Source organism: Rhodococcus sp. PML026, assembly GCF_000963615.1.
In the GTDB taxonomy this organism is placed as follows: domain Bacteria; phylum Actinomycetota; class Actinomycetes; order Mycobacteriales; family Mycobacteriaceae; genus Rhodococcoides; species Rhodococcoides fascians.
In genome coordinates, this window is record NZ_KQ031368.1 from 1 (window position 1) to 21555 (window position 21555).

21 protein-coding genes and 1 pseudogene are annotated in these 21555 nt (G+C 62.6%); 11 read left to right on the forward strand and 11 right to left on the reverse strand.

From position 1 onward, the window contains the following. A partial coding sequence (locus VF34_RS02915) for an IS110 family RNA-guided transposase (protein ID WP_442970608.1) occupies nucleotides 1–908 on the reverse strand: 908 nt, incomplete at its 3' end. 99 nt (nucleotides 909–1007) lie between these two features. Beyond that, nucleotides 1008–2036 carry an SMP-30/gluconolactonase/LRE family protein gene (locus VF34_RS02920; protein ID WP_045840783.1) on the reverse strand — a complete coding sequence of 343 codons (1029 nt, stop codon included), beginning with the start codon at nucleotides 2034–2036 and terminating at the stop codon, nucleotides 1008–1010. 87 nt (nucleotides 2037–2123) lie between these two features. On the opposite strand from VF34_RS02920, the gene VF34_RS02925 reads away from it, so the two are divergent. Continuing rightward, nucleotides 2124–2777, forward strand: coding sequence for a DedA family protein (locus VF34_RS02925; RefSeq protein ID WP_027497716.1), 654 nt, complete (start codon nucleotides 2124–2126; stop codon nucleotides 2775–2777). Between the two features lie 3 nt (nucleotides 2778–2780). Here the strand turns inward: VF34_RS02925 and VF34_RS02930 are convergent, their stop codons facing one another. Next, nucleotides 2781–3041 (reverse strand): LuxR C-terminal-related transcriptional regulator, encoded by a 261-nt coding sequence (locus VF34_RS02930; RefSeq protein WP_032399142.1) that lies wholly within the window; start codon nucleotides 3039–3041, stop codon nucleotides 2781–2783. 116 nt (nucleotides 3042–3157) lie between these two features. Between VF34_RS02930 and VF34_RS02935 the strand changes: the two genes are divergently transcribed. Continuing rightward, the gene (locus VF34_RS02935) at nucleotides 3158–4459 is read left to right on the forward strand and encodes a TetR/AcrR family transcriptional regulator (protein ID WP_231578171.1); all 1302 of its coding nucleotides are present in this window, start codon (nucleotides 3158–3160) and stop codon (nucleotides 4457–4459) included. A gap of 18 nt (nucleotides 4460–4477) precedes the next feature. Here the strand turns inward: VF34_RS02935 and VF34_RS02940 are convergent, their stop codons facing one another. Both VF34_RS02940 and VF34_RS02945 read right to left on the reverse strand, forming a co-directional pair. Further along, on the reverse strand, nucleotides 4478–5689 hold the full coding sequence (locus VF34_RS02940) for a Fic family protein (protein WP_045840784.1): 1212 nt from the start codon (nucleotides 5687–5689) through the stop codon (nucleotides 4478–4480). Between the two features lie 163 nt (nucleotides 5690–5852). Then, nucleotides 5853–6356 (reverse strand): SdpI family protein, encoded by a 504-nt coding sequence (locus tag VF34_RS02945; protein ID WP_052718560.1) that lies wholly within the window; start codon nucleotides 6354–6356, stop codon nucleotides 5853–5855. Between the two features lie 115 nt (nucleotides 6357–6471). Between VF34_RS02945 and VF34_RS02950 the strand changes: the two genes are divergently transcribed. Further along, the gene (locus VF34_RS02950; protein WP_045840786.1) at nucleotides 6472–7974 is read left to right on the forward strand and encodes a DNA methyltransferase family protein; all 1503 of its coding nucleotides are present in this window, start codon (nucleotides 6472–6474) and stop codon (nucleotides 7972–7974) included. Then, complete coding sequence (locus VF34_RS02955; protein WP_156158476.1) at nucleotides 7971–8246, forward strand: hypothetical protein; 276 nt, start codon at nucleotides 7971–7973, stop codon at nucleotides 8244–8246. Before VF34_RS02950 ends, VF34_RS02955 begins: the two co-directional genes overlap by 4 nt. Here VF34_RS02955 and VF34_RS02960 read toward each other — a convergent pair. Further along, entirely contained in the window at nucleotides 8230–8472 is a 243-nt protein-coding gene (locus VF34_RS02960) for an ArsR/SmtB family transcription factor (protein WP_331386591.1), read from the reverse strand. The two genes, VF34_RS02955 and VF34_RS02960, sit on opposite strands and share 17 nt — an antisense overlap. A 167-nt stretch (nucleotides 8473–8639) precedes the next feature. Between VF34_RS02960 and VF34_RS02965 the strand changes: the two are divergent. From VF34_RS02965 to VF34_RS02975, 3 genes and pseudogenes are all read left to right on the forward strand, one after another. Next, nucleotides 8640–9686 (forward strand): annotated as a pseudogene (locus VF34_RS02965) (SDR family oxidoreductase). Nucleotides 9687–9768: 82 nt separating this feature from the next. Then, nucleotides 9769–11058: an MFS transporter gene (locus VF34_RS02970; RefSeq protein WP_045840789.1), complete on the forward strand. Its 1290-nt coding sequence runs from the start codon at nucleotides 9769–9771 to the stop codon at nucleotides 11056–11058. Between the two features lie 54 nt (nucleotides 11059–11112). Next, complete coding sequence (locus tag VF34_RS02975) at nucleotides 11113–11904, forward strand: acyl-CoA thioesterase (protein WP_032375211.1); 792 nt, start codon at nucleotides 11113–11115, stop codon at nucleotides 11902–11904. Here VF34_RS02975 and VF34_RS02980 read toward each other — a convergent pair. From VF34_RS02980 to VF34_RS02995, 4 genes are all read right to left on the reverse strand, one after another. After that, complete coding sequence (locus tag VF34_RS02980) at nucleotides 11892–13370, reverse strand: mannitol dehydrogenase family protein (RefSeq protein WP_045840790.1); 1479 nt, start codon at nucleotides 13368–13370, stop codon at nucleotides 11892–11894. The genes VF34_RS02975 and VF34_RS02980 overlap by 13 nt on opposite strands. Nucleotides 13371–13473: 103 nt before the next feature. Further along, the gene (locus tag VF34_RS02985) at nucleotides 13474–14445 is read right to left on the reverse strand and encodes an ABC transporter substrate-binding protein (RefSeq protein WP_032368947.1); all 972 of its coding nucleotides are present in this window, start codon (nucleotides 14443–14445) and stop codon (nucleotides 13474–13476) included. Nucleotides 14446–14499: 54 nt separating this feature from the next. Further along, nucleotides 14500–15597: an ABC transporter permease gene (locus tag VF34_RS02990; protein ID WP_032364378.1), complete on the reverse strand. Its 1098-nt coding sequence runs from the start codon at nucleotides 15595–15597 to the stop codon at nucleotides 14500–14502. Continuing rightward, nucleotides 15594–16373: an ATP-binding cassette domain-containing protein gene (locus VF34_RS02995; protein WP_045840791.1), complete on the reverse strand. Its 780-nt coding sequence runs from the start codon at nucleotides 16371–16373 to the stop codon at nucleotides 15594–15596. The genes VF34_RS02990 and VF34_RS02995 overlap by 4 nt, the downstream gene beginning before the upstream one ends. 406 nt (nucleotides 16374–16779) lie before the next feature. Between VF34_RS02995 and VF34_RS03000 the strand changes: the two genes are divergently transcribed. Together VF34_RS03000 and VF34_RS03005 are read left to right on the forward strand one after the other, a co-directional pair. Further along, the gene (locus tag VF34_RS03000; protein ID WP_045840792.1) at nucleotides 16780–17502 is read left to right on the forward strand and encodes an SDR family oxidoreductase; all 723 of its coding nucleotides are present in this window, start codon (nucleotides 16780–16782) and stop codon (nucleotides 17500–17502) included. Between the two features lie 30 nt (nucleotides 17503–17532). Further along, nucleotides 17533–18540 (forward strand): LacI family DNA-binding transcriptional regulator, encoded by a 1008-nt coding sequence (locus VF34_RS03005; protein ID WP_032383247.1) that lies wholly within the window; start codon nucleotides 17533–17535, stop codon nucleotides 18538–18540. On the opposite strand, the gene VF34_RS03010 is transcribed toward VF34_RS03005, so the two are convergent. After that, nucleotides 18533–19105 (reverse strand): AAA family ATPase, encoded by a 573-nt coding sequence (locus VF34_RS03010; RefSeq protein WP_082079125.1) that lies wholly within the window; start codon nucleotides 19103–19105, stop codon nucleotides 18533–18535. The two genes, VF34_RS03005 and VF34_RS03010, sit on opposite strands and share 8 nt — an antisense overlap. A gap of 74 nt (nucleotides 19106–19179) precedes the next feature. Between VF34_RS03010 and VF34_RS03015 the strand changes: the two genes are divergently transcribed. Together VF34_RS03015 and VF34_RS03020 are read left to right on the forward strand one after the other, a co-directional pair. Continuing rightward, nucleotides 19180–20184 carry a LacI family DNA-binding transcriptional regulator gene (locus VF34_RS03015; RefSeq protein WP_045840794.1) on the forward strand — a complete coding sequence of 335 codons (1005 nt, stop codon included), beginning with the start codon at nucleotides 19180–19182 and terminating at the stop codon, nucleotides 20182–20184. Between the two features lie 10 nt (nucleotides 20185–20194). Continuing rightward, nucleotides 20195–21550, forward strand: coding sequence for an FGGY-family carbohydrate kinase (locus tag VF34_RS03020; RefSeq protein ID WP_045840795.1), 1356 nt, complete (start codon nucleotides 20195–20197; stop codon nucleotides 21548–21550). Nucleotides 21551–21555: the final 5 nt, after the last annotated feature.

A 21555-nucleotide genomic window follows, 5' to 3' on the forward strand; every position in this document is an offset into this window, starting at 1 on the left:
GCCACCAGTTCACGCCCCGGCCGATACGGCTTGCGATGATGCCAGGCAGCCTCGACCAGCAGTCGGCGTACGTGAGCATTGCCGGTTTTGCTGACACCGCCCTGCGACCGGGATTCACCGGAAGAATGCTCGGTCGGGATCAACCCGACGAACGCACCGATCGAGCGGCCGGTCAACCGGTCCCACTCACCGATCTCCGTCGCCAAACCGAACGCTGTCAACGTCGCCACCCCACGAAGGCACCCCAGCCGGGTCACCACCGGAGTGAACGACGAATGCGCAGCCATGTCCGCGATGGCGGTATCGAGACGATTCCGGCGTTCGGTGGTGGCGATGACGGTCTCGTAGGCGGTGTCGTAGGTGATCTGCAGTGCACGTGAATCGAACCGCTGGCGACGTAACCACAGATCGTGGGCTGCGGTCCAGGGTTTGCCGCCGCTGTAGATGATCCCTTGACGCAGCAGCACATGTGTCAGGCGATGCTGTGCGGACACCAGATCGCCGCGGCAGTCCTCCCTTGCTCGCACCAGATCACGAGCGGACTCCTGCTCGGTACTCGGAATCAGAACCGGCACAATAGAACTCAAATGAAGCAACCGAGCCAAATGCCGGGCATCACGGGCATCGGTCTTGATGCGGTCACCAGGGGGACGCTGAATTTTCGACGGTGCCGCCACCACACAATCGACACCGGCGGCCAACAGAAAACGGGCCAGACCGAAACCGGTCGGGCCCGCCTCGTAGACGACATGCACCAGTCCTGGCAGCGAACGAATCCACTCCAGGATTTCTTTGTGATCAGGCGACATGCGACGCTCGAACAACTCGCCCGTCTCGCCATCCAAACCGCACGCCACCACCGATCGTGCGTGCACATCCAAACCAACACTCGTACGATGATTCTTCACTGGGGCCTCCCACATCTGTGGCTCTACCGGCCAGGACCCACTCCTGTCGGCAACCCACGCTTACATGCGGAGGGGCCCCAGCCAAGACCTCCATACCGTCTACTCGGGAACAGAGCTGACGGTGAACGGCTCGACCGGTTCTCCCCCACGCTTGTCGAACTGGCTGTTGACCACCAGTAGTCGATCATCCACTGCTGCAACGGTTGTGGGGTAGGCAAACGATGGGTCCGTAATTTCGCCGGTGACGGATCCGCGCCGGCCATCATCGTCGAGGTCGACCTTCGAGATCAGACCGTCGCGATTGCGGACGACATACACCGTGTCGTCGTCCATCTCCATGCCATCGCCGTTCATGAGCGTCGCCCCACCGAGGTCGACCTGGGTGACCTCTTTCGAGGTCTTGTCGATCCGATACAGATTTCCGGTGCTGGACTGCACAACGATCAGCGCCGATTCGTCGTCGTTCTCGACGATGCCGTTGGCATTGAAGCCCTCCCCGTAGACGAACGGGCTGCCGTCGAAGTTCACGAACGTCTCCATCGGAGCGTCCTGCGTCCCAGCCACGATTTGGTCGAACGGAATGCGGTACAGCGCCGGGCTGCGTGAATCCGTCACGAAGGCATCGCCGTTGTCGGCAATCGCAACGTCGTTGAGGAACGTCGCGTCGGTGCCGAGACCGTTGGTGAACGTGGCTACCAAATCACCGGAGTTGGCGTCGTACACCCACACCTTGCCTGTCGCCCCTCCGGCGATCACCAAGTAGTCGGGCCGATCGTCGTCATCGAGCACGTCGAGTCCGGCAGCACCCGTGCGTCCATCCGCGCCTCCGGGCAGAAACACCGACACGTCCGGCGATCCGACGGTTCCGCGGAACACGGCACCGTCGGAAGTGGAGGTGACGTAGAACGTGTCGTCGGCGGCGGTGATGCCTTCGGGGAAGACTCCTGTGCCCGGCAAGTTGTAGACGCCGGCGTTCGATGGGCCGGACGACGACGGAGCTGACGACGCCGGAGCTGACGATTCAGTGGCAGCGGAAGCGGGGGTCGGCTCCGGATCGGAGGACCCGCAGGCACCCAACAGGAGTGTGGCGGCGGCAACAACGGGCAGTACCTGGGGGGCTCGTTTCACCCTCGCAAGTGTTCCATATGTCTCAATTTCTTGGCATTTCTCCTGGTGAGCAGATTTTCGGTCGAGACGTTTCGTACAGTCGTAGTCATGAGTGAGCTCTCCACCCTTGCCGCGACCAGCACTGAACTCGGCGGAATCGCCGGGTGGGCGGTGAGTTTGATGGAGGCGATCGGCGGTCCCGGTGCCGGTATTGCCGTCGCTGCGGAGAACTTTTTCCCGCCGCTTCCCAGCGAGATCATCCTGCCGTTGGCGGGCTTCACCGCATCTCAGGGCGGGATGACGCTCTTCGGTGCGTTGTTCTGGACGACGGCCGGATCGGTGCTCGGCGCTCTGGTTCTCTACTGGCTGGGCATCAAACTCGGACGTGACCGGATGTACGCCATTGTCGAGAAGATGCCGTTCGTCGGAACCGAGGATCTGACGAAGGCCGAGGACTGGTTCACCAGACACGGTCGGTCGGCGGTGTTCTTCGGCCGCATGATCCCGGTGGTTCGCTCGGGCATCTCGATTCCGGCCGGTGTGTCACGGATGCCGGTACTGCAGTTCACGTTGTACACCACGCTCGGCAGCCTGATCTGGAACTCGATCTTCGTGCTGGCCGGATACTTCCTCGGCGAGAACTGGCACTATGTGGAGAACTACGCCTCCGTGTTCCAGTACATCGTCATCGGCATCGTTGTGGCGCTGATCGCGTGGTTCGTGGTGAAGAAAATGAAGTCGAGGCGCGTCGAGGTCGAGTGAACCTCACAGATCATCGATATCGATGAAGCCGTCCTGCAGAGCCCTCGCCAACAATGCCGCTTTGGTGGGTGCCGTGCGCCCCACCGCGGAGTACTTGGCTCGGATCCGGGACAAGTGGGTGTTCACAGTTCCCATCGACAGATAGAGCGCACGCGACGCCTCCGACTTGGAGTCGGACACCAGCCATGTGGTGAGCACTTCGATTTCACGAGCGCTGAGCCGCGGATCGGGACCTTCGTGGATGCGGATGTCGAGAACTGTCATGAAAATCCTTGATATCGGGCACCACCGCTGTCCCGGCGGCGCGAACACAGCACATAACACCGCACTCTTTCCGTTGGGTCACTCCGACTGATGACCGAGGTCGCTCTCACCCGAGAGTGAGTACTGTCACCGGCACCGTCACGGTCGGTCTCACCTCGGTGCAGTCCGTCCCCATGAACGAGCTCGACGCGACTGCCACCCATTTCGTCGAGGCGGCCGTCACATTGTTGGTCGCGGATCCTCGACGAATTCTCGACCGGGGTATGCGCATCGAGGACGTCGTCCACGCATCCGACTCGTCGACAGCGACGTTCTTCCGCAAGTTCAGCACCAAGGCCGACTTTCTCGACAAGGTGGTCGAGCAGCTGGCCCGGACCTCGCTGCCCACCGACGTCCACGAAACAGTTCGCAGCCAGGTGACGAACAGCGGTGCATCGATTCGCGCAACGGTGTCGGCGCTCGTTGCGCAGCACTTCCCGGCAATCGTCGACCGGAAGAGCATCACCGAGTCTCTTCTGGACCACGTTTTCGGCGGACCGTCGTCCCCGGCCCTGATAAGTGAGTACCGCGTCCGAGACGAAGCCGTACTGGGCGCGTTCGAGGCACTGTTCGACCCCGACGGTGGGGCCTTTCGCCGTCCCTTCACAGCCCGAACGTTCGCAGTGACGGTCAACGCAATCATCGATGGATTCCGCCTCCGCAGTCAGGCGGACGCCGCGTCCGTATCGGCCGAGGTGATGTCCGACGCGGTGCTTGCCTTCCTCGGGGCCGTCGTCGACACGTCCGGACGTCATCAGCACCTCGATGATGTGGGAGCAGTCGATTCACCGATCGAGGAACGCCCGCTTCCGCGTGATCCTCGCGCTGCGATCGTCACAGCTGCGCGCGACGAATTCGGAAAGCGTGGCTATTTCATGACGCGGATGGACGACGTCGCCGACATCGCAGGAGTGCCGAGGACGGCCTGCAAGACGCTGTTTCCGACCAAGCCGTCCGTCATCGTTGCAGCCCTGCAGAATCGAGTCGATCATCTTCGCGAGTCGGTAGCCGACGACCAGTTGCTGGGGCTCGACGAGCTCACGATTCTGCGACATCACATGCTGCGGTGCGCGCAGCTCGCCGCCGACGAACTCGAATTCATGGATGCACTCCTCGTCGCCGTCGCACACGACACGTACGGCGAGCCGGAGGGGTTGATCTCGATCAAGGAGAAACTCAACCTTCCGGCAATCATCGGGCCGGTCATCGCGCGGGGTCAGGACAGCGGGGTGTTCCGAAAGAGCTCGAGCCCAGTCGATCTCGCAGCAGGCATCACCAATACGCTGCTGATGCGATGCTTCACACGAAGACAGAACAGCCCGCAGGACAACGCGAACTTCGTCGCTGAACTCCTCCTCGACGGTCTCGGTGTGCACTGAGCATCGACCGAGTGCGTGTTATCGGACCCGCCGGATGCCGTCCGCGAAGTCGTCGAGAGCGGCAAGTATCTCCTCGGCCTGCCACACCCTGTTTCGTCGCCCCTTCGACGTCTGGTGCACAATTCCCACCTCGGTCAGCTTGTCGATTGCCCGCTGAGCCGCAATCTCGCTGACGGCGAATGTGTTTCGTACGTAGGCGTTGTCGACGACCGGTTGCGCTACCAGCGCGTCGAGTAGTTTCCACACAACCGAGTCGCTGCGTGCGACGACGCGATCGGTGTACTCGGTTCTGACGTCGGACAGCTCGTCTACCAATCGCCGCCCACCTTCGACGGCGTGGAACGTGGCAGCGGTGAGGCTTCGCACGATCGCCTCGACATCCCCGGCGCGGTAGGCATCCAGACTTCGGAAGTAGCCTGCGGTGTCCGTGAGGAGCCCAGCAGACAGTGGAACCGTCACTCGCTCCGTCACTTCTGCCCTCCGCAGCATCGCGTGGACTATGGCTCGGCCCGTTCGCCCGTTTCCGTCCGTGAACGGGTGAAGCGTTTCGAATTGCGCATGCGTGACGGCGATATGCGGGATGACGGGCAAGTCCGAACGAGCTGCGAACTCGAACAGGTCGGCAAGTGCACCCGGAAGCCGGTCGTGGTGCGGTGGAACGAAAGCGGCACGGTGCGGGCCTATATCCGATCCCCCGATCCAGACTTGCTGAGTTCGCCATTGCCCCGGGAACGGATCGCCGTTGGACTCCATCAGCGATCGGTGCATCTGAAGCACGCTTGCTTCTCCGATCGATGATCCGACCTCGAGTGCTGCTTCCATCGCACGGACGTTTGCCGACACGATCGAGGCGTTCCGCGTTGTGGGCGCACCCAATTCGGCGAGTGCAAGTGCCCTGGCTCCCACGGTCAGATTCTCGATCTGAGAGGACGCCGAGCTTTCCGTCCGCAACAGAATCGAACTCATGGGTGCAAGTTCCACCGATGAACCGAGCCGCTCAGAGGCATAGTGGTCGAATCGAACGATCTCACGGAGGGCGTCCTCCGACTCCGCGATCAGCTGCGCAGGCAGGTTCAGCTCTACCTCTGCAATACGCGGCGGTACAGCTGCTCGATAGTCACCCTGATGCAGCCGCCTCTGGGCGCGCGACATGCACGAATCGGCGACACGCCACGGCCGGCTCTCGAACTCCACCGCAGGCCAGGATGCACCGGCCTCACCGTCTGCCATTATGTGACCATACCAAACCTTATTTGTATATGGTTTGGTATGGCCTGCTCAACCGTACGATCGGTGCGTTCGGACAATGTCGAGATGCAGGTCGACCTCGCCGATGGCAGCTACCTTTTACAGTCAGGCTCGAAATTGGCCATGTTGCAACCACTCCCCTGACTCAGTCCTTCGGAATACGGTATCGACTGCCGATGAACGCGAAGGCCGCATATCCCAGAATCACCACCACATAAAGCACAGTCGGCACCACGAACACCCACGCGCTCACCGACGCACCTGTAGTCGTGCCCGCAACGACGCAGATCCAGGCGAACAGCAGTGCGGAGGCGACTCCGATCCAGTCGAGGTCCTCGGAAATCTTGCGGTTCAGTTCGGGCCGATTCTCGGGGGCAGTCCAGTACTCGTGCAGTCGTCGACTCGGCAGGTTCACCAGCTGGGCCGGGACCTTCGGCAGCCACCACCCGACGCTGACGAACAACCCGATCATGACGAACCCGGTACCACCCATCGTGAGGAGGAAAGAGAGCTTCGAGTCCATCCGATCCACCTGACCGGATCCGTCGAAATGAGCGGGTATCTCGTCGCCCGCGGTGACGGCGACCCAGACGAGAACACCGATGAAGACGAGACTGGACAGCAGTAGGGCAGCGCGCGAAAGCTTCATCCCAGTCAACATTAGCGCCTGCGGCAGTGGTGTGGTGCTGAGCCTCTGGGTCGCTCCGCAGGCTATGCTCCTGTGCCACAGACGGCACCTATCCGCACCACTGCCGGAGGCATCGATGCCCAACAACGAGTTCGGAGACTTTCAGACTCCGACCGAGTTGGCGCGCGCGTTGGTCAACGCCCTGCCTCGTCGCGAATGGACCCGCGTCCTCGAACCCACCTGCGGTGTCGGGAACTTCCTGTCGGTGATGGCCCGGACTCACCCTGAAACAGAGCGCGTCGGGATCGAGGTGCAGCCCGAGTATGCCTCGTCAGCAGCACAATTCGGCAGGATTATCACAGCGTCGATCTTCGACTTCGATCTGGCCCGAGATATCGAGTGGAGTTCGCGGCCCGGCGCGACCCTCGTGATCGGCAACCCACCGTGGGTCACCAACTCGCAACTGTCGGTGCTCGATTCCGCCAATCGACCCGCCCGCACGAACACGAAGAACGCCCGCGGCATCGACGCCATCACCGGCAGCTCCAACTTCGATATCGCAGAGTTCATTTGGATCAAGTTGCTCACCGAATTCGCAGATCGACCCGCAACCATCGCGATGATCTGCAAGACCCAGGTAGCTCGAAACGTTCTGCTGCACTGTGCTCGGCATCAGCTTCCGGTGACCGGTTCGAGCCTACGAATGATCGATGCGAAAAAGTGGTTCGACGCAGGGGTCGATGCCTGCTGGTTCCTTGTCGAACTCGGGCCGGGCCAGACCGACTACACCGCAGAGACATTTCCGAGCATCGATGCGTCGCAGCCGGACAACAGAATCGGAGTCGTCGACGGCCGACTGGTCGCGAACGTCGATGCATATCAGCGCAGCAAGCACTTCGACGGCACCAGCCCTCTGGTGTGGCGGCAAGGCATCAAGCACGACACCACCGCGGTGATGGAGTTGGCCGAGAATGGCGGCCCACGAACCAAACTGGGAACCGGCGTGGACATCGAAGCCGACTACCTGTTCCCACTCTTCAAGTGCACCGATGTCTACCGCGACAAGCTGGACTCGGTGTCCAGGTGGATGATCGTGCCGCAGTCGCATACCGGTGACGACACCGAGCAGTTGGCGCACACCGCACCGAAGTTGTGGGCATACCTCAACGCCAACGCCGCGGCGCTCGACGGGCGGAAGTCGTCGATCTATCGCAATAGAGCCCGGTTCTGCATCTTCGGTGTAGGCCCGTACACGTTCGCGCCGTACAAGATTGCGATTTCCGGGTTCCACAAGATTCCACAATTCAGGATGGTCGGTCCCTACGACGGCAAACCAGCGGTGTTCGACGATGCCACCTATCTGCTCCCTTTCGAGGACCCCGCAGCCTGCTCCGTCGCCCACGCGTTACTGACCGGGCCCGAAGCTACCGATCTCATTGCTGCTCTGGCCTTCTGGGACAGCAAGCGACCCGTGACGAAGAAGCTCCTACAACGCATCGATCTCGCGGCGATCGCCCGGGCGACCGACCCCGTCGTACTGAGTGAGCGTTCCGCAGCGGCGGCAGCTGCGCACGGTCTAGTGTTCGAGGCAGCATCGCTCACTCACGCGGTGGATCTCGCGAGAGGCAAAAAGCTGTGACGGTTGATCCTCCTCAGCGACAGCCCATTCCAGAGCTGGTCCTCTTTTTCATCGGCGGTGGCATGTTCGTGGTGGCTACCGTGGCGAAGTGGAGCGCGTTGATCTTCGTGTCTATCTTCCTCTGCGTATTCGCCGGTTTCGCAGCCCTCATTTCGACATGGCTGGCCCGTCAGAGTCGGCGCATCATCGCACTGTCCGGCATCATCAACCTGCTGGCAGGCCACATACAGAGGTCGCGCCGACGCAGTGGAGACGTCACAGATCGGTCTTGATCGTTTCGGCCAATCGGTCGAGGTAGTCGGCGTTGCGTTTGTAGTGCACCCAGGGCCCGATTTTGGTGCTGGTCACCAGGTGGGCGCGTTGTAGCACCGCCATGTATTGCGAAGCAGTCGACTGTGAGACGCCCGCTCTGGATTGAATGTGCTTGAGGCACACCCCTACCAGTTCGGCCGGCTCGAGCTGCGGCGGAAAGTCGCTCGGATCCTTGAGCCATTGCATGATCGCCAATCGCGCCGGATTACTGAGAGCACCGAACACTGCCGCAAGCTCCGCAGGACTCAGTTCGTCAGCCACCCTCGAAGCGTACTCCAATATCGCAATACCGCGATGTGTGGTCTACTTACCCATACATCGCAATATCGCGATATTCAGATAAGGAGAAGTTGATGAAGTCAGCAGTAGTCGTGGGGGCCAACGGCGTGATCGGCGGAAATCTGGTCGAACATCTGCAGCGGACCGGGGATTGGAACATCATCGGCCTGTCCCGCCGCGGCGGTATCGACAGCAAAGGCGTCCAGCACACTGCGGTGGACCTGCTCGACGGCGACGAGACTCGACGCCGACTCTCGCACCTGACAGACGTCACGCACATCTTCTACGCCGCGTACCAGGAACGCCCCACGTGGGCCGAGCTGGTGCCTCCCAATCTGGCGATGCTCGTCAACGTGGTCACCGTGATCGAAGACAGTTCTCCCGATCTGGAACACGTCAGCCTGATGCAGGGATACAAGGTGTACGGCGCGCACCTTGGCCCGTTCAAAACCCCTGCGCGCGAATCCGATCCACCACACATGCCGCCCGAGTTCAACGTCGACCAACAACAGTTCCTCGAAAGCCTTCAGGTCGGAAAGAGGTGGTCCTGGTCGGCTATCCGGCCATCCGTGGTGTGCGGTGTAGCGCTGGGAAATCCGATGAATCTGGCCACCGTCATCTCTGTCTACGCCACCATGTGCAAGAAGCTGGGCGTACCCATGCGATTCCCGGGCAAGCCCGGTGCTTTCGGATCTCTGCTGGAAATGACCGACGCATCGTTGCTCGCCGAAGCGACCGTCTGGGCCGCAACTACGCCGGCGTGCGCGAACCAGGCATTCAACATCACCAACGGAGACCTGTTCCGCTGGAACGACATGTAGCCGCGCATCGCGGACATCTTCGGCTTGGACACTGCCACCCCACTGCCCATGTCACTGGCCGACGTCATGGCCGACAAAGAGCCGCTGTGGAATTCGATCGTTGCCGAACACGAGCTGAAGCCCACTCCGTACCGCGATGTGTCGTCCTGGGCGTTCGGCGACTTCGTGTTCTCCTGGGACTACGACGTCATATCCGACGGCTCCAAGGCCCGCCGTATGGGTTTTCATCGTTTCGTGGACACCGAGGCGATGTTCGCCGGCATCGTCACAGATCTCCGGCGGCAACGAATCATTCCCTGAGCGAATCGGGCTCGGTGGTTCCGCACCCGGTAGCTGTGGAGGCATAGGCTTTTCGACGCACGCCCCCGACAAGGAGATCGCCATGTCAGTGAAGTCCGAATCGACGTCCACTCGGCACGTGATGCCCAAGAAGCAACTACTCGCAGTCAGTATCGGCAATGCCGTCGAGTGGTACGACTGGACGGTCTATGCGACATTCTCGATCTACTTCGCGACCCAGATCTTCTCCGGTGACAACCCGGCTGTGGCTCTGTTGAGCACCTTGGCGACGTACTCGGTGGCGTTCTTCTTCAGGCCGCTCGGGGGCTTGCTGATCGGACGTTTTTCCGATCTCAGAGGGCGACGTCAGGCAATGATCCTGACGATCGCGATGATGTCGGGTGGGTCGTTCGCGATCGCGGTCCTCCCCACGTTTTCCGTGGCAGGGTGGATCGCTCCGATTCTGCTGTTGCTGGCCCGGATTGTCCAGGGCATGTCGATGGGCGGTGAAGTCTCCAATGCCTCGGCCTACCTCGCCGAGATCGCCCCGAACGACAGGCGGGGCCGATACTCGTCGTTCTACTACATCTCCACCGGCACGGCCATTCTCCTTGCCTCACTACTCGGCGCGTACCTGACGTTCGTGCTCGACGACGACCAACTGAGCTCGTGGGGCTGGCGCGTACCGTTCGTCATCGGCGGGCTGCTCGGAGTAGTGGGACTCTGGATGCGACGCGGCATGGCCGAAGCCGACAACCAGGAACGCAACGCAGTGAAGGCGAAGGCCGTGCGAAACCCGTTGTGGATGACCATGAAGCACCATCCTCGTGCCGTCCTGCAAGTCGTGGGATTCGTTCTCCTCGCCACTCTCGCCTACTACACGTTCTTCTCCGCGATGACGCCCTACGCCGTCAAGCAACGCGGAGCGGAGGCCAACGACGTGTTCGTGGCCTTGTCGATTGCGACAGCGATGTTCGTCGCGTTGCAGTACCCCATGGGCGCTCTCGCGGACCGCATCGGCCGCAAGCCGCAATTGTTCACCTACGCTGCACTGTTCGCGATTCTGATCATCCCGCTCTCCAAGCTGATCGGGCCGTCGTTCGTCAAACTGCTGATCGTCTTCTGCGTCGGCCTGCTGCTGTTCGCGATGTGCTCGGCCATCATTCCTGCCGTTCTGGCCGAAGCCTTCCCGGCAGAGCTTCGAGGTGTCGGTATCGGGGCCTGGTACAACCTCACGGTTGCGTTGTTCGGTGGCACCGCTCCCCTACTGGTCAATGCCTTGTCCGACGCAGGCCACGCCGACTGGTTCTTCTACTATCTCGCTGCAGCAGCCGTGATCTCGTTCTTGACGATGGTGTGGATGCCGGAGAAGCGTGGCCAGGACCTGGACTGATTATCGGCGACACTACGATCGGATGGCACACCGTCCGAGGCCGTAGGAGAGTCAATGCACCCGTTCGACGCAGCAGTCGCACTCGAGAGTGTCGGCGAGGGCACGTACGCCGGACGTACGTCGCCGTCGTACAACAACATGGTCGGCCCGTTCGGCGGAATCACTGCTGCATCGTTCGTCCGGGCCATCGAGCTCCATCCCGACTGCCAGGGAACACCGGTCTCGTTGACGGTGAACTTCGCCGGTCCTGTCGCCGAGGGCGATTTCGAGATCTCGGCTCGCCCTGTGCGGACCAACCGAAGCAACCAGCACTGGTATCTCGAACTGACTCAGAACGGTGCGGTGGCGACGACCGCGACCGCGGTGTTCGGTTCGCGTCGTGAGACCTGGGACAACATCGAGGCGACGGTCCCTGACGTTCCCTCCCCCGCCGACACGAAGCAGGGCGGTCTTCCCGACGCCATCGCGTGGGCACAGAACTACGAGATGCGTTTCGTGCACGGCGCACTGAGCGATCAGGAGTCCGCTGACTCGACCGAAACTCTGTGGATCCGCGATACACCACCGCGGCCGATGGACTTCGCGGCCCTGACCTCGCTGAGCGATGTGTTCTATCCGCGGATCTTCCAGCGGCTCGGCAAGTATGTTCCGGCTGGGACGATCTCGTTGACTACCCATTACTTCGCTACGCCCGAGGATCTCGAGCAGCATTCCGACGGATACGTCCTCGGCACCGCGCGGGCACGCCGATTTCACCAGGGCTACTTCGACCAGACTGCCGAATTGTGGACCGAGGGCGGGATTTTGCTGGCCACCAGTCACCAGATGGTCTACTACAAGGTGTGACTCACCGACGACTGTTCGACCAGTCGTCGTACCGCGCCCCTCGCACCGTTGTCCTGCAGCGAACGCTTGGCTCGCTGGTACGCACCTCGTAGTCGCGGGCTAACCGAGAGGTCCCCGAACACTGCGCGATTGGTCAGGAATGCTCCGGGATTGTCGTGGTCTTCCCACGACAGTCGCTGCAGACGCTCCGCATCGACGTCGATCATGGGCACGTCTCCACGCTCGTACACCCCACACCATCCGGCGAGTATCAACGCGCAATGATCGACGGTCCGATCGTGCGCCAACCGATCTCGCAGTACCGGCAGCACGAATTTCGGGATTCGCGCGGAGGCGTCGACGATCTGACGTTCGAGGGTGTCTCGAACGGCCAGACTCGAAAATCGTTGCAGCAGTTGCTCTATGTAGGTGTCGAGGTCGATCCCCGGCACCGGCGCGAGCGTCGGGGCAGCCTCCGCACGCATGTACGATGCGACGAATTCACGCATGTCCGGATCCGCCATCACCTCGTGAACGTGGGTGTATCCGGCGAGGATGCCGAGGTAGCTCATGGCCTGGTGGGATCCATTGAGCAGCCGAAGTTTCATGTGCTCGTACGGTGCGACATCGGAGACGAGTTGCACTCCTACTTCGTCGAACGGTGGCCGCCCGAACGAGAAGGTGTCTTCGAGTACCCACTGCGAGAACGATTCCGACTGGACGGGCCACCGATCGTCGATGCCGAAGTCACGTCGAGCATCCTCGATGACGGTCGACGTCGTTGCCGGCGTGATGCGGTCGACCATCGAATTGGGGAACGCGGTCGTGGCATCGATCCAGTCGGCCAAGTCGCTGTCGTGGTGGCGCGCGAAGGACGTCAGCGCGGTGCGGGTGACCGCGCCGTTGTGAACGATGTTGTCGCACGACATCACGGTGAACGGCGGAACTCCGTGGAATCGACGGGTGGCGAGAGCCACGGTCAGAAAACCGAAGACGCTCTTCGGTATGGCGAGATCCTCGAGATCCGCCAGCACCGACGGGTCGGTGGGCTCGAATGCGCCCGTGAGATCGTCGACGCCGTAACCGCCTTCGGTGATGGTCAGGGACACGATCATCGTGGACGGTGAACTCAGCACATCGATGACGGCCTGCGGATCGTCGGGTGCGAAGACGAAATCGGCGACGGAGCCGACGATTCGGGCGTCATGTATGCCGTCGGGGTCGACGGTCACGACTGTGTAGAGGTAGTCCTGGGCGTCTAGGACCTCTCCGATTCTCTTGTCCTGGGGCAGCACTCCTACCCCGCACAGCGCCCAGTCCAGGTGCCCGGCCGCGAGCAATCGGTCGAAGTAGACCGCTTGATGTGCGCGGTGAAACGCACCGACACCGAAATGAACCACACCGCAGTGCAGTTCGTCCGCGTCGTACGCGGGCCTCGCGACGGTCGCCGGTAGGTCTTCCAACGTGGTGCGACGAAGCTCGGTCATGACTTCGGTCCTCGAGTCGGCTGAAGATGAAACGGACGTGGTGAGCGGTGGCGCTCCCGGGCAGGTTCTGCCACCAGGAGCACCACCGCAGTTCAGGGGTGAATCAGCAGGACGACTTGTAGACGTACTGTGCGCCTTCGCCGTCGATGTTGTCGGCGGTGATGACGTGGAAACCGGTGGAGATCTCGGCGGTGACCGGCTTGTCGTCGATGGCCGCCATGGCCTGCTCGACGCCATCGGTGCCGATGGTGCCGGGCTGCTGAGCGATCAGTGCTTGCACCGTTCCCTCACGAAGCTGCTTGACCTGCGCCGGGCCCGCATCGAAGCCGACGATCTTGACCTGATCCTGCTTGCCCGCCTGCCGAACTCCGGTTGCGGTGCCTTCGGCCGCAAAGGTGTTGGCAGCGAAGATGCCGACGATGTCGGGGTCCTTGGCCAGTGCGGCCGAGACCAGACGGGCTGCTTCGGCCGGATCGTTGTGGCTGTACTGCACGCCCAGGTAATCGAAGGCCGAGTTCGCTCCGACGGCTTCCTCGAAGCCTTCCACTCGGGCGTCGGCGGTGGAGACTCCCGGATCGGTCGAGATCACCAGTACCTTGCCGCCTGCCGGGCTGAGCCGCTCGATGGCGCTGAATGCCTCTGCGCCACCGCCCTTGTTGTCGGACGAGATGGAGGAGACCGCGATGGACGGATCTTCGAGAGTGGTGTCGACGAGGACGACCTTGATACCGGCCTTCGAGGCTGCCTCGAGGGGTGCCTGCATGGCGGCGACGTCGGTGGGCGCGATGAGAATGGCCGACGGCCGTGATGCCACAACCGAATCCACGATCGGCTTCTGCAGCGTCGGGTCGAACTTCACCGGCCCCTGGGTGTCGACGGTGACGCCTGCGTCCTTGGCCGCGGCCTCGATTCCGCACTGCATGCTGATGTAGAACTCGTCGCCGCTGACGCCCTGGATGAAGGCGATCTTGCCGCTGCCGCCACCGCTTCCGGAGTCGGACGAACAACCCGCCAGGAACATGGCGGAGACCGAAGCGACACTCAGTGCAACGACGGCGGTGCGTGATGTGATCATGGTCGACTTTCTTGTAAAGGGTTGCGAGTGAGGGAGTTCAGGGCCGGTCCGAAGCTAGGGACTTCGAGACCAGAGTCTCTTGAGGGAGCTGGGCGATTGGCCTCGACTTGCAGCGTCGCGTCGACGTTGGTCGAAGTACACCGCGGCGATGAGAACGGCACCGACAGCTACCTGCTGCCAGAAGGGCTGTACTCCGACGATGACGAAGCCGTTCTGCAGTACGGCCGGAATGAACAAACCGACGACGGTGCCGAACATGGTGCCGATGCCGCCGAACAGGCTGGTTCCACCGATGACCACTGCCGCAATGACATTGAGGTTGGTCTGGGACTGGCCGGCGATCGCGGTGGTGCCGTACTGAGACAGCGACAGTATGCCCGCCAATCCGGCGAGGGTGCCGGAGAGCGCGTAGATCTTGACCAGATGCATGTCCACCTTGATGCCGACGCGGCGAGCGGATTGCTCCTTGGAGCCGACGGCAAAGGTGTAGAGGCCGAACTTGGTGCGGTGCAGAACGATTCCGAAGATAACGACCAGCACCAAGGCGATGCTCGAGATCAACGGGATGGTGGTGGCAGGCAGGTTTCCGTAGCCGATCGTGTCGACGAGAACCGGTGGTACGTCGCGGATGTCGACGCCGCCGGTGATGACCTGCGACAGACCGAGCGCCCCGCCCAGTGTGCCGAGTGTGACGATCAGCGGAGGCACTTTCGCCTTACCGATCAGAAATCCGTTCAGCAGACCCCAGCACAGGCCACATCCCAGCGCCACCACGATGCCGACGGCCGCCACTCCCCAGCCGTCGCCGCCGATCGCGGCCATCGTCTTCGCCGACACGACGCCGGAGAAGACGAGCACCGAGCCGACCGAGAGGTCGATGCCGCTGGTGACGATCACGAACGTCATGCCGATCCCGAGGACGGCCAGGATGGAGACGTTCTGGATGATCTGCCGGATGTTGCCCCATTCGGGGAAGCTGCCGGGGGCCATGATCGAGAACACCAGGCAGATCGCTGCCAGCACCAGCACGATCTGAAAAACCTGGACTCGCGCCAATTTTCCGAGCGACTCGACGAGATCGAACGTGTGCCGTGACGGCCTGTCGCCGGGAGGCAACGGCTCGAGCGATGGGGAGATGGTCTGGTTGCTCATCGTGTTGCTCCGGTGGTTGCGCCGGTCATCGCACCGACGAGTTCTTCCATGGTCGTGTTCTTGGCGTCGAGGGTGGCCACGCGCTTGCCCATCCGCAGCACCTGGACGCGGTCGGCTACTTCCATCACGTGCGGCATGGAGTGGCTGATGAACACCACGGCCACTCCCCTGTCAGCGACCCGACGGATGGTGTCGAGGACGTTGCGCGTCTGCACCACACCGAGGGCGGCGGTCGGTTCGTCGAGAAAGACGACGCCCTTGGCCCAGGCGACGGCACGCGCGATGGCGATTGCCTGTTGCTGGCCGCCGGACATCGATCCCACCGGGACGGTGAGGCTGCGGACGGTGGCACCGAGTTCGTCGAGCGCATCCTGTGATTGCTTGCGCATCGTGGAGACGTCGAGGAAACCGAGGCGGCCGAGCGGCCCCTTGGCCGGCAGTTCGCGTCCGAGAAACATGTTCTGTTGCGCGTTGAGATGCGGAGCGAGCGCGAGATCCTGGAACACCGTCTCGATTCCGAGCTCTGCCGCCACCGTCGGACTGTCGAGATCGACTGCTGTGCAGTCGAACAGGATCTCTCCGGTGTCGACGGCCAGGCTGCCCGAAAGAGCCTTGACCATCGTGGACTTGCCTGCGCCGTTGTCGCCGATGAGGGCGACGACCTCACCCGGGTAGATGTCGAAGTCTGCGTCGTCGAGGGCGCGCACGTTTCCGAAGCTCCTCGACAATCCCCTCGCTTCGAGGATCGGTGTCGCAGCAGGTGCAACGGTGGCCATGGGTACTCCTCGGTCGAATGGAAACGTTCGGGTGTGGGACAGGACGCCCCCGCCGACGCCGGTGCAGCACGGTTCGAGAACTGGGCCTGCGCGGCATGTCGAGCTCCCTGCGGGGCTCGCTGTGTTAACGAGTGTGACCCACACAACTCGCATTGTCACGTGTTTCGCGAAAATTCATGTCACCGGTGACATGGGCTGCCGGCCCGGCAGTCATTCCGCCGCAGTACGAGGCCGATATCCGACCACGGAGTACCGTCTCTGAACTGGACAAATGGACGATCTACACCGTTTTCGCGACGGGAACGACGCGCTACGGTACCGTCCATGACACCGATGACATACGCGTCCACTCCGGGACGGATGACACCGATGACATGACCACTCGGAACAGTGAAGGTAGACCCCCATGAAGTTCGACGGCCGCAAGATCTTGGTGACAGGTGCCAGCGGAGGCATCGGCTCGGCAACAGTTCGGCGCTTGGTGGCCGACGGTGCCGACGTCGTCGCGGCGGGCCAGTCGGTGGACGCGCTCGACAAGCTGGCCGACGAAACCGGGGCAACGCCCCTCGCGTTCGATCTGACGTCCGAGGACAGTGTTCGCGACGCCGTCGCCGGCCTCGAGCTGTACGGCGTCGTCAACTGCGCCGGATTCGGCGGCGAGATCGCCACGCCACAGGACACCGACATCTCGATCTTCGACAAGGTCATCGCCATCAATGCGCGCGGCGCACTGTTGGTCATCAAGTACACCGTCCCCGCCATGATCGCCGCGGGCACCGGAGCCATCGTCAACGTCTCGAGCCAGGCCAGTCTCGTCGCTCTGACCGGACACATCTCCTACGGATCCTCGAAAGCAGCCTTGGACAACATCACTCGGGTCTCGGCACTCGAACTCGGCCGCCACGGCATCCGCGTGAACGGTGTGAACCCGACGGTCGTCATGACGGAGATGTCTGCGTTCTACTGGGGTCGCCCGGAGATCGAGGAGCCGTTCCTGGCGCAGATGCCGCTGGGACGCTGGGCCACCGAAGACGAGATTGCCGCGCCGATTGCCTTCTTGCTGAGCGATGATGCTTCCATGGTGACCGGAGTGTCGTTGCCGGTGGACGGCGGCTACACCAGTCGCTGACGGGACGAGGACGAGCAGACGGGGTAGATCATGACCACCATGCAAGACGTCGCGGCGCTGGCCAAGGTCAGTGCCAAGACCGTCTCACGGGTGTACAACAACGACCCGCACGTCGATCCCGATACTCGTGCCCGCGTTGCCGAAGCGCTCGAGTCGCTCAACTATGTGCCGAACACGATGGCGACCTCCTTTCGCAACGGCCAGACGGCGGCCATCGGTGTCGCCGTCCCGGATATCGACGACCCCTTCTTCTCCTCCATCGCACGCGCAGTGGAGGAACGGGCCCGCCAGGACGACATGGCAGTTCTCGTCACCAGCCTCGGTCACGACGGAGATCAGGAACAGGCGTTGGTGGAGTCGCTGCTGCGTAGACAGTTGAGCGGCTTGATCATCGCGCCGACGGGTGCGGACCACGCATATCTGGAGCGCTGGATCGACAAGACTCCGACGGTGTTCGTCGACCGCGCACCCGACGGCCTCAAAGCCGACAGCTTCGTCGACGACGATCACGGCGGGGCGGTGTTGGCCACCGATCATCTCCTCGATCTGGGTCATACCCGCATCGCCGTGATCGGCGACAGTGCCGGGATTCCGACCAGCCGCAATCGCTTGGCCGGATATCGAGAGTCGTTGCAGGCCCGGGGAATCGAATTCGACGAGGCCCTCGTCGCTCTGGGTGTGCTGGACCGCGAGGACGCCCGTGTGGCACTGACCGACTTGACCGCACTCGACAGTCCCCCTACTGCACTGTTCCTGTCGAACGCGCGAGTGGCAATGGCCTGCGTGCCTGTTCTACAGCAGATGAACTTGCTGCATCTGGCGTTCGTCGGATTCGGCGACTTTCCCCTCGCCGACGCAGTGATGCCACCGGTGACGGTGATCGATCAGAACCCGGCTCGACTCGGCCATCTGGCCATCGAACGACTGTTGGGTCGAATCGAGAATCCCGGGCGCCGTTACAAACGGCGCAACATCCTCGGCGTCGAGTTGATCGAGCGCGAATCCTGCACTCCCGGAACCACTCACACCATCAGCTGAGCCCGAGTTCTCGGGCCACGAGATCGGCTTGCTGCGCGGTCGTCAGTTCGGCGTCGACGCGTAGGTGCGGAATGCGCGGCGTCCGTACGGGCGGATCCACCGGCCGGTGGGCATCGCGATCCGCCCCACGAGCGGCCCGGCGTCGCGCCAGGAGCTCCGGCGATCCGTCGACGTGGATCACCTTCGTTGCAGCTGGGGACAATTCGTTCACGAGTAGCGTCCATTCTGGCGCGCCCGTCAATTCGCGGGTGAAGGGCGCAACGAGGACGGGCCGCTGACCGAGCTGTACGAGATCCCGGGCAGCGGCGCGCACCACGGCGTAGCGCCCGGCGCGAATCCGCTCCGAATGTGGTCCGGCACTGTTCCAGTGCGGGCCTTCGATCAGCGAATCCAGTTCGTCCAGTAGCAGATTGGTGAGGGTGTCCAGGTCGAGCAGAGCAGTACCGAGACGGCGCGCCAGCTCCCTACCCAGCGTCGTTTTGCCACTCCCCGCCGCGCCGGCAATCACCAGGACCGGCAGGGATTCCCGTTCGATTCCGAGGACGTCTTGACAGACATGAGGCATAGCGGGAATCATACAAGACAACGTTGTCTCGCATACGTGCTACAGCGACACACTTCCTCCGATCGAGAGTTCACGTGACCGAGCGCGCCAGCATCAAAGACGTCGCCGCCTTGGCGGGCGTCAGCTTCAAGACCGTCTCACGCGTCGTCAACGGCGTGGATACGGTCCTGCCGGAGCTGCGCGAGCGGGTCGAGGCTGCGGTGCAGACACTGAACTACGTTCCGAACTCCGCCGCCAGGTCGCTGAAATCGGGGTCGGGCAACACCATCGGGATCGTCGTCGACTCCATCGACGACGTCTTCTTCGCATCCTTGGTCAGTGCCGTCGAAGATCGCGCTCTCGAACACGGGCTCGCCGTCATCGTCGGCAGCACCGGCTTCGATGCCCAGCGCGAACGGGATCAGCTGGCCCTCCTGGCCGGACAACACGTGCGGGGCATCATCCTCGCGCCGGTCGGCGACCACAGTGACTTCCTCGTACCTCGGCGTCGCACACTGCCCACGGTCACCATCGACCGCTCGATCACCGGTTTCGATTCTGTCATCGTGGACGATTACGGTGCCGCCAAGCGAGCCGTCGAGAAGTTGGTGGCAAGCGGGCACACGCGAATTGCTCTGCTCGGCTTCGACGATCGCCTGCAGACCGCGCAGTTGCGCAGGCAGGCGTACCTCGACGTTCTCGCCGATCTCGGCCAAGAGCCGGAGTCCGCGCTCGCCCCTCCGGTATCCCACGCCGCAGATTCGGTGCGGCCGGTGGTGAAGACGCTACTGGCGCAGCGCAATCCACCGACTGCATTCTTCGTCGCCAACGCACGACACGCGACCGCTGTGGTGTCGGTTCTGCACGAGATCGGTCGCACCGATGTAGCCATGGTGTCGTTCGGTAATTTCTCGCTCGCCGACGCCGTCAGCCCGTCGGTGACCTGTATCGACCAAGATCCGTATCGCATCGGCACCCTCGCATTCGACCGCCTGGTGCAGAGGTTCGACGATCCCTATCTCGAACCCGAGCAGCAGATTGCGCCGACCACTCTCGTGGAACGACTTTCACATGCACTCCCCCTACCTGTAGAGAAATGAGAACTACTCCGTGAACCCCAGACTTGTTGCGGGACTGGACCTCGGGAGCACCGGCGTCAAAGTACTCGTCACCGACGATGCAGGCACCGAGCTGCTCATCGAGCAGAGTCCCACACCGTGGCGGCACGGACCGGGCGGAACCACCGACCTGGCCGCCGAGGATCTGTTGTCCACCATCGGACACCTACTCGGTGCGGTCGCTCGCCGGCTGCCCGAGGCAACCGGTGACCCAGCCGCCTGCATCGACGCCATCGCGGTGTCCGGGATGGGTGAGACGGGCTTTCTTCTCGATGAAGACAACGTTGTCCGGGCATCGGCCTTCGCGTGGTTCGACCCGCGTGGTCAGCAGCAGGTCGACAACCTGCCGGCCGAATTGCGCGACCAGTTCGCCGGCAAGACCGGACTTCCCGTCGGCGTTCAGGTCTCCGTCGTCAAGATTGCCCACCTACGAGACAACGGACTGAGCCTCGACGGGCTTCGCTGGTTCAATCTGCCGGAGTTCGTCGTCCTGTCCCTCGGCGGTCGTGCCGTGGCCGACTACTCGCTGAGTTCGCGCACCGGACTACTCGATCAGGACAGCGGCGAGCCGTGGTCGGAGATGTTGGCGCACCTGGGTGTCGGAGCCGACTTCATGCCGCCGTTGGTCGACGCCGGAACGGACCTCGGAACTGCCGACGCTTCAACACTTCCCGAGTCCATCGCCGGCGCTCGTCTGACTGTGGCCGGTCACGATCATCTCGTGTCCGCGGTGTCCGGCGGAGCTATCCCGCCCGACCGATACCACGTGTCGATGGGCACTGCCGAGGTTTTGCTGCGGGTGCTCGACACTCCGTTGACCACCGACGCGCGGAGCAGGCTGGCCGAACACCTCATCAACTCGGTGCGCCACGTGGTTCCGGGCCAACATGTGCTCGTCGCGGGAGTGAAGACCGGCTTGCTGATGCGACGGGCGTTGCAGCTGTGCGACATCAGCGATCGTGCCGGTCGCGACCTACTGGACCAGCGAGTGTGCGCACTGCCTGCAGGCGGACCGTTCACCGACGGCGGTATCGACATCGCTGGTGCCCGCAACGACGACGGCGTTCTGTCCATCACGGTTCGGACCGACGGGATCGATTCGGCCGAGCTGTTCCGTTCGATTCTGTTGCACGGCAACAACGAAGTGGCTCGCCTTATCGACGCACTCGATGCCGAGGTGCCGCCCGCCAGGACGACATTGCTCACCGGCGGCTGGGCCGGCATGGCCAGCGTACGAGATGCCCGGGCTCAGGTGCTGCCCGATGTCTCGGTCTCGACCAGATCCCAGGACACTGCCTACGGCGCAGCACTGTTCGCGGCCCGACTACTGACGCTCATAGAAATCTGAGCCCA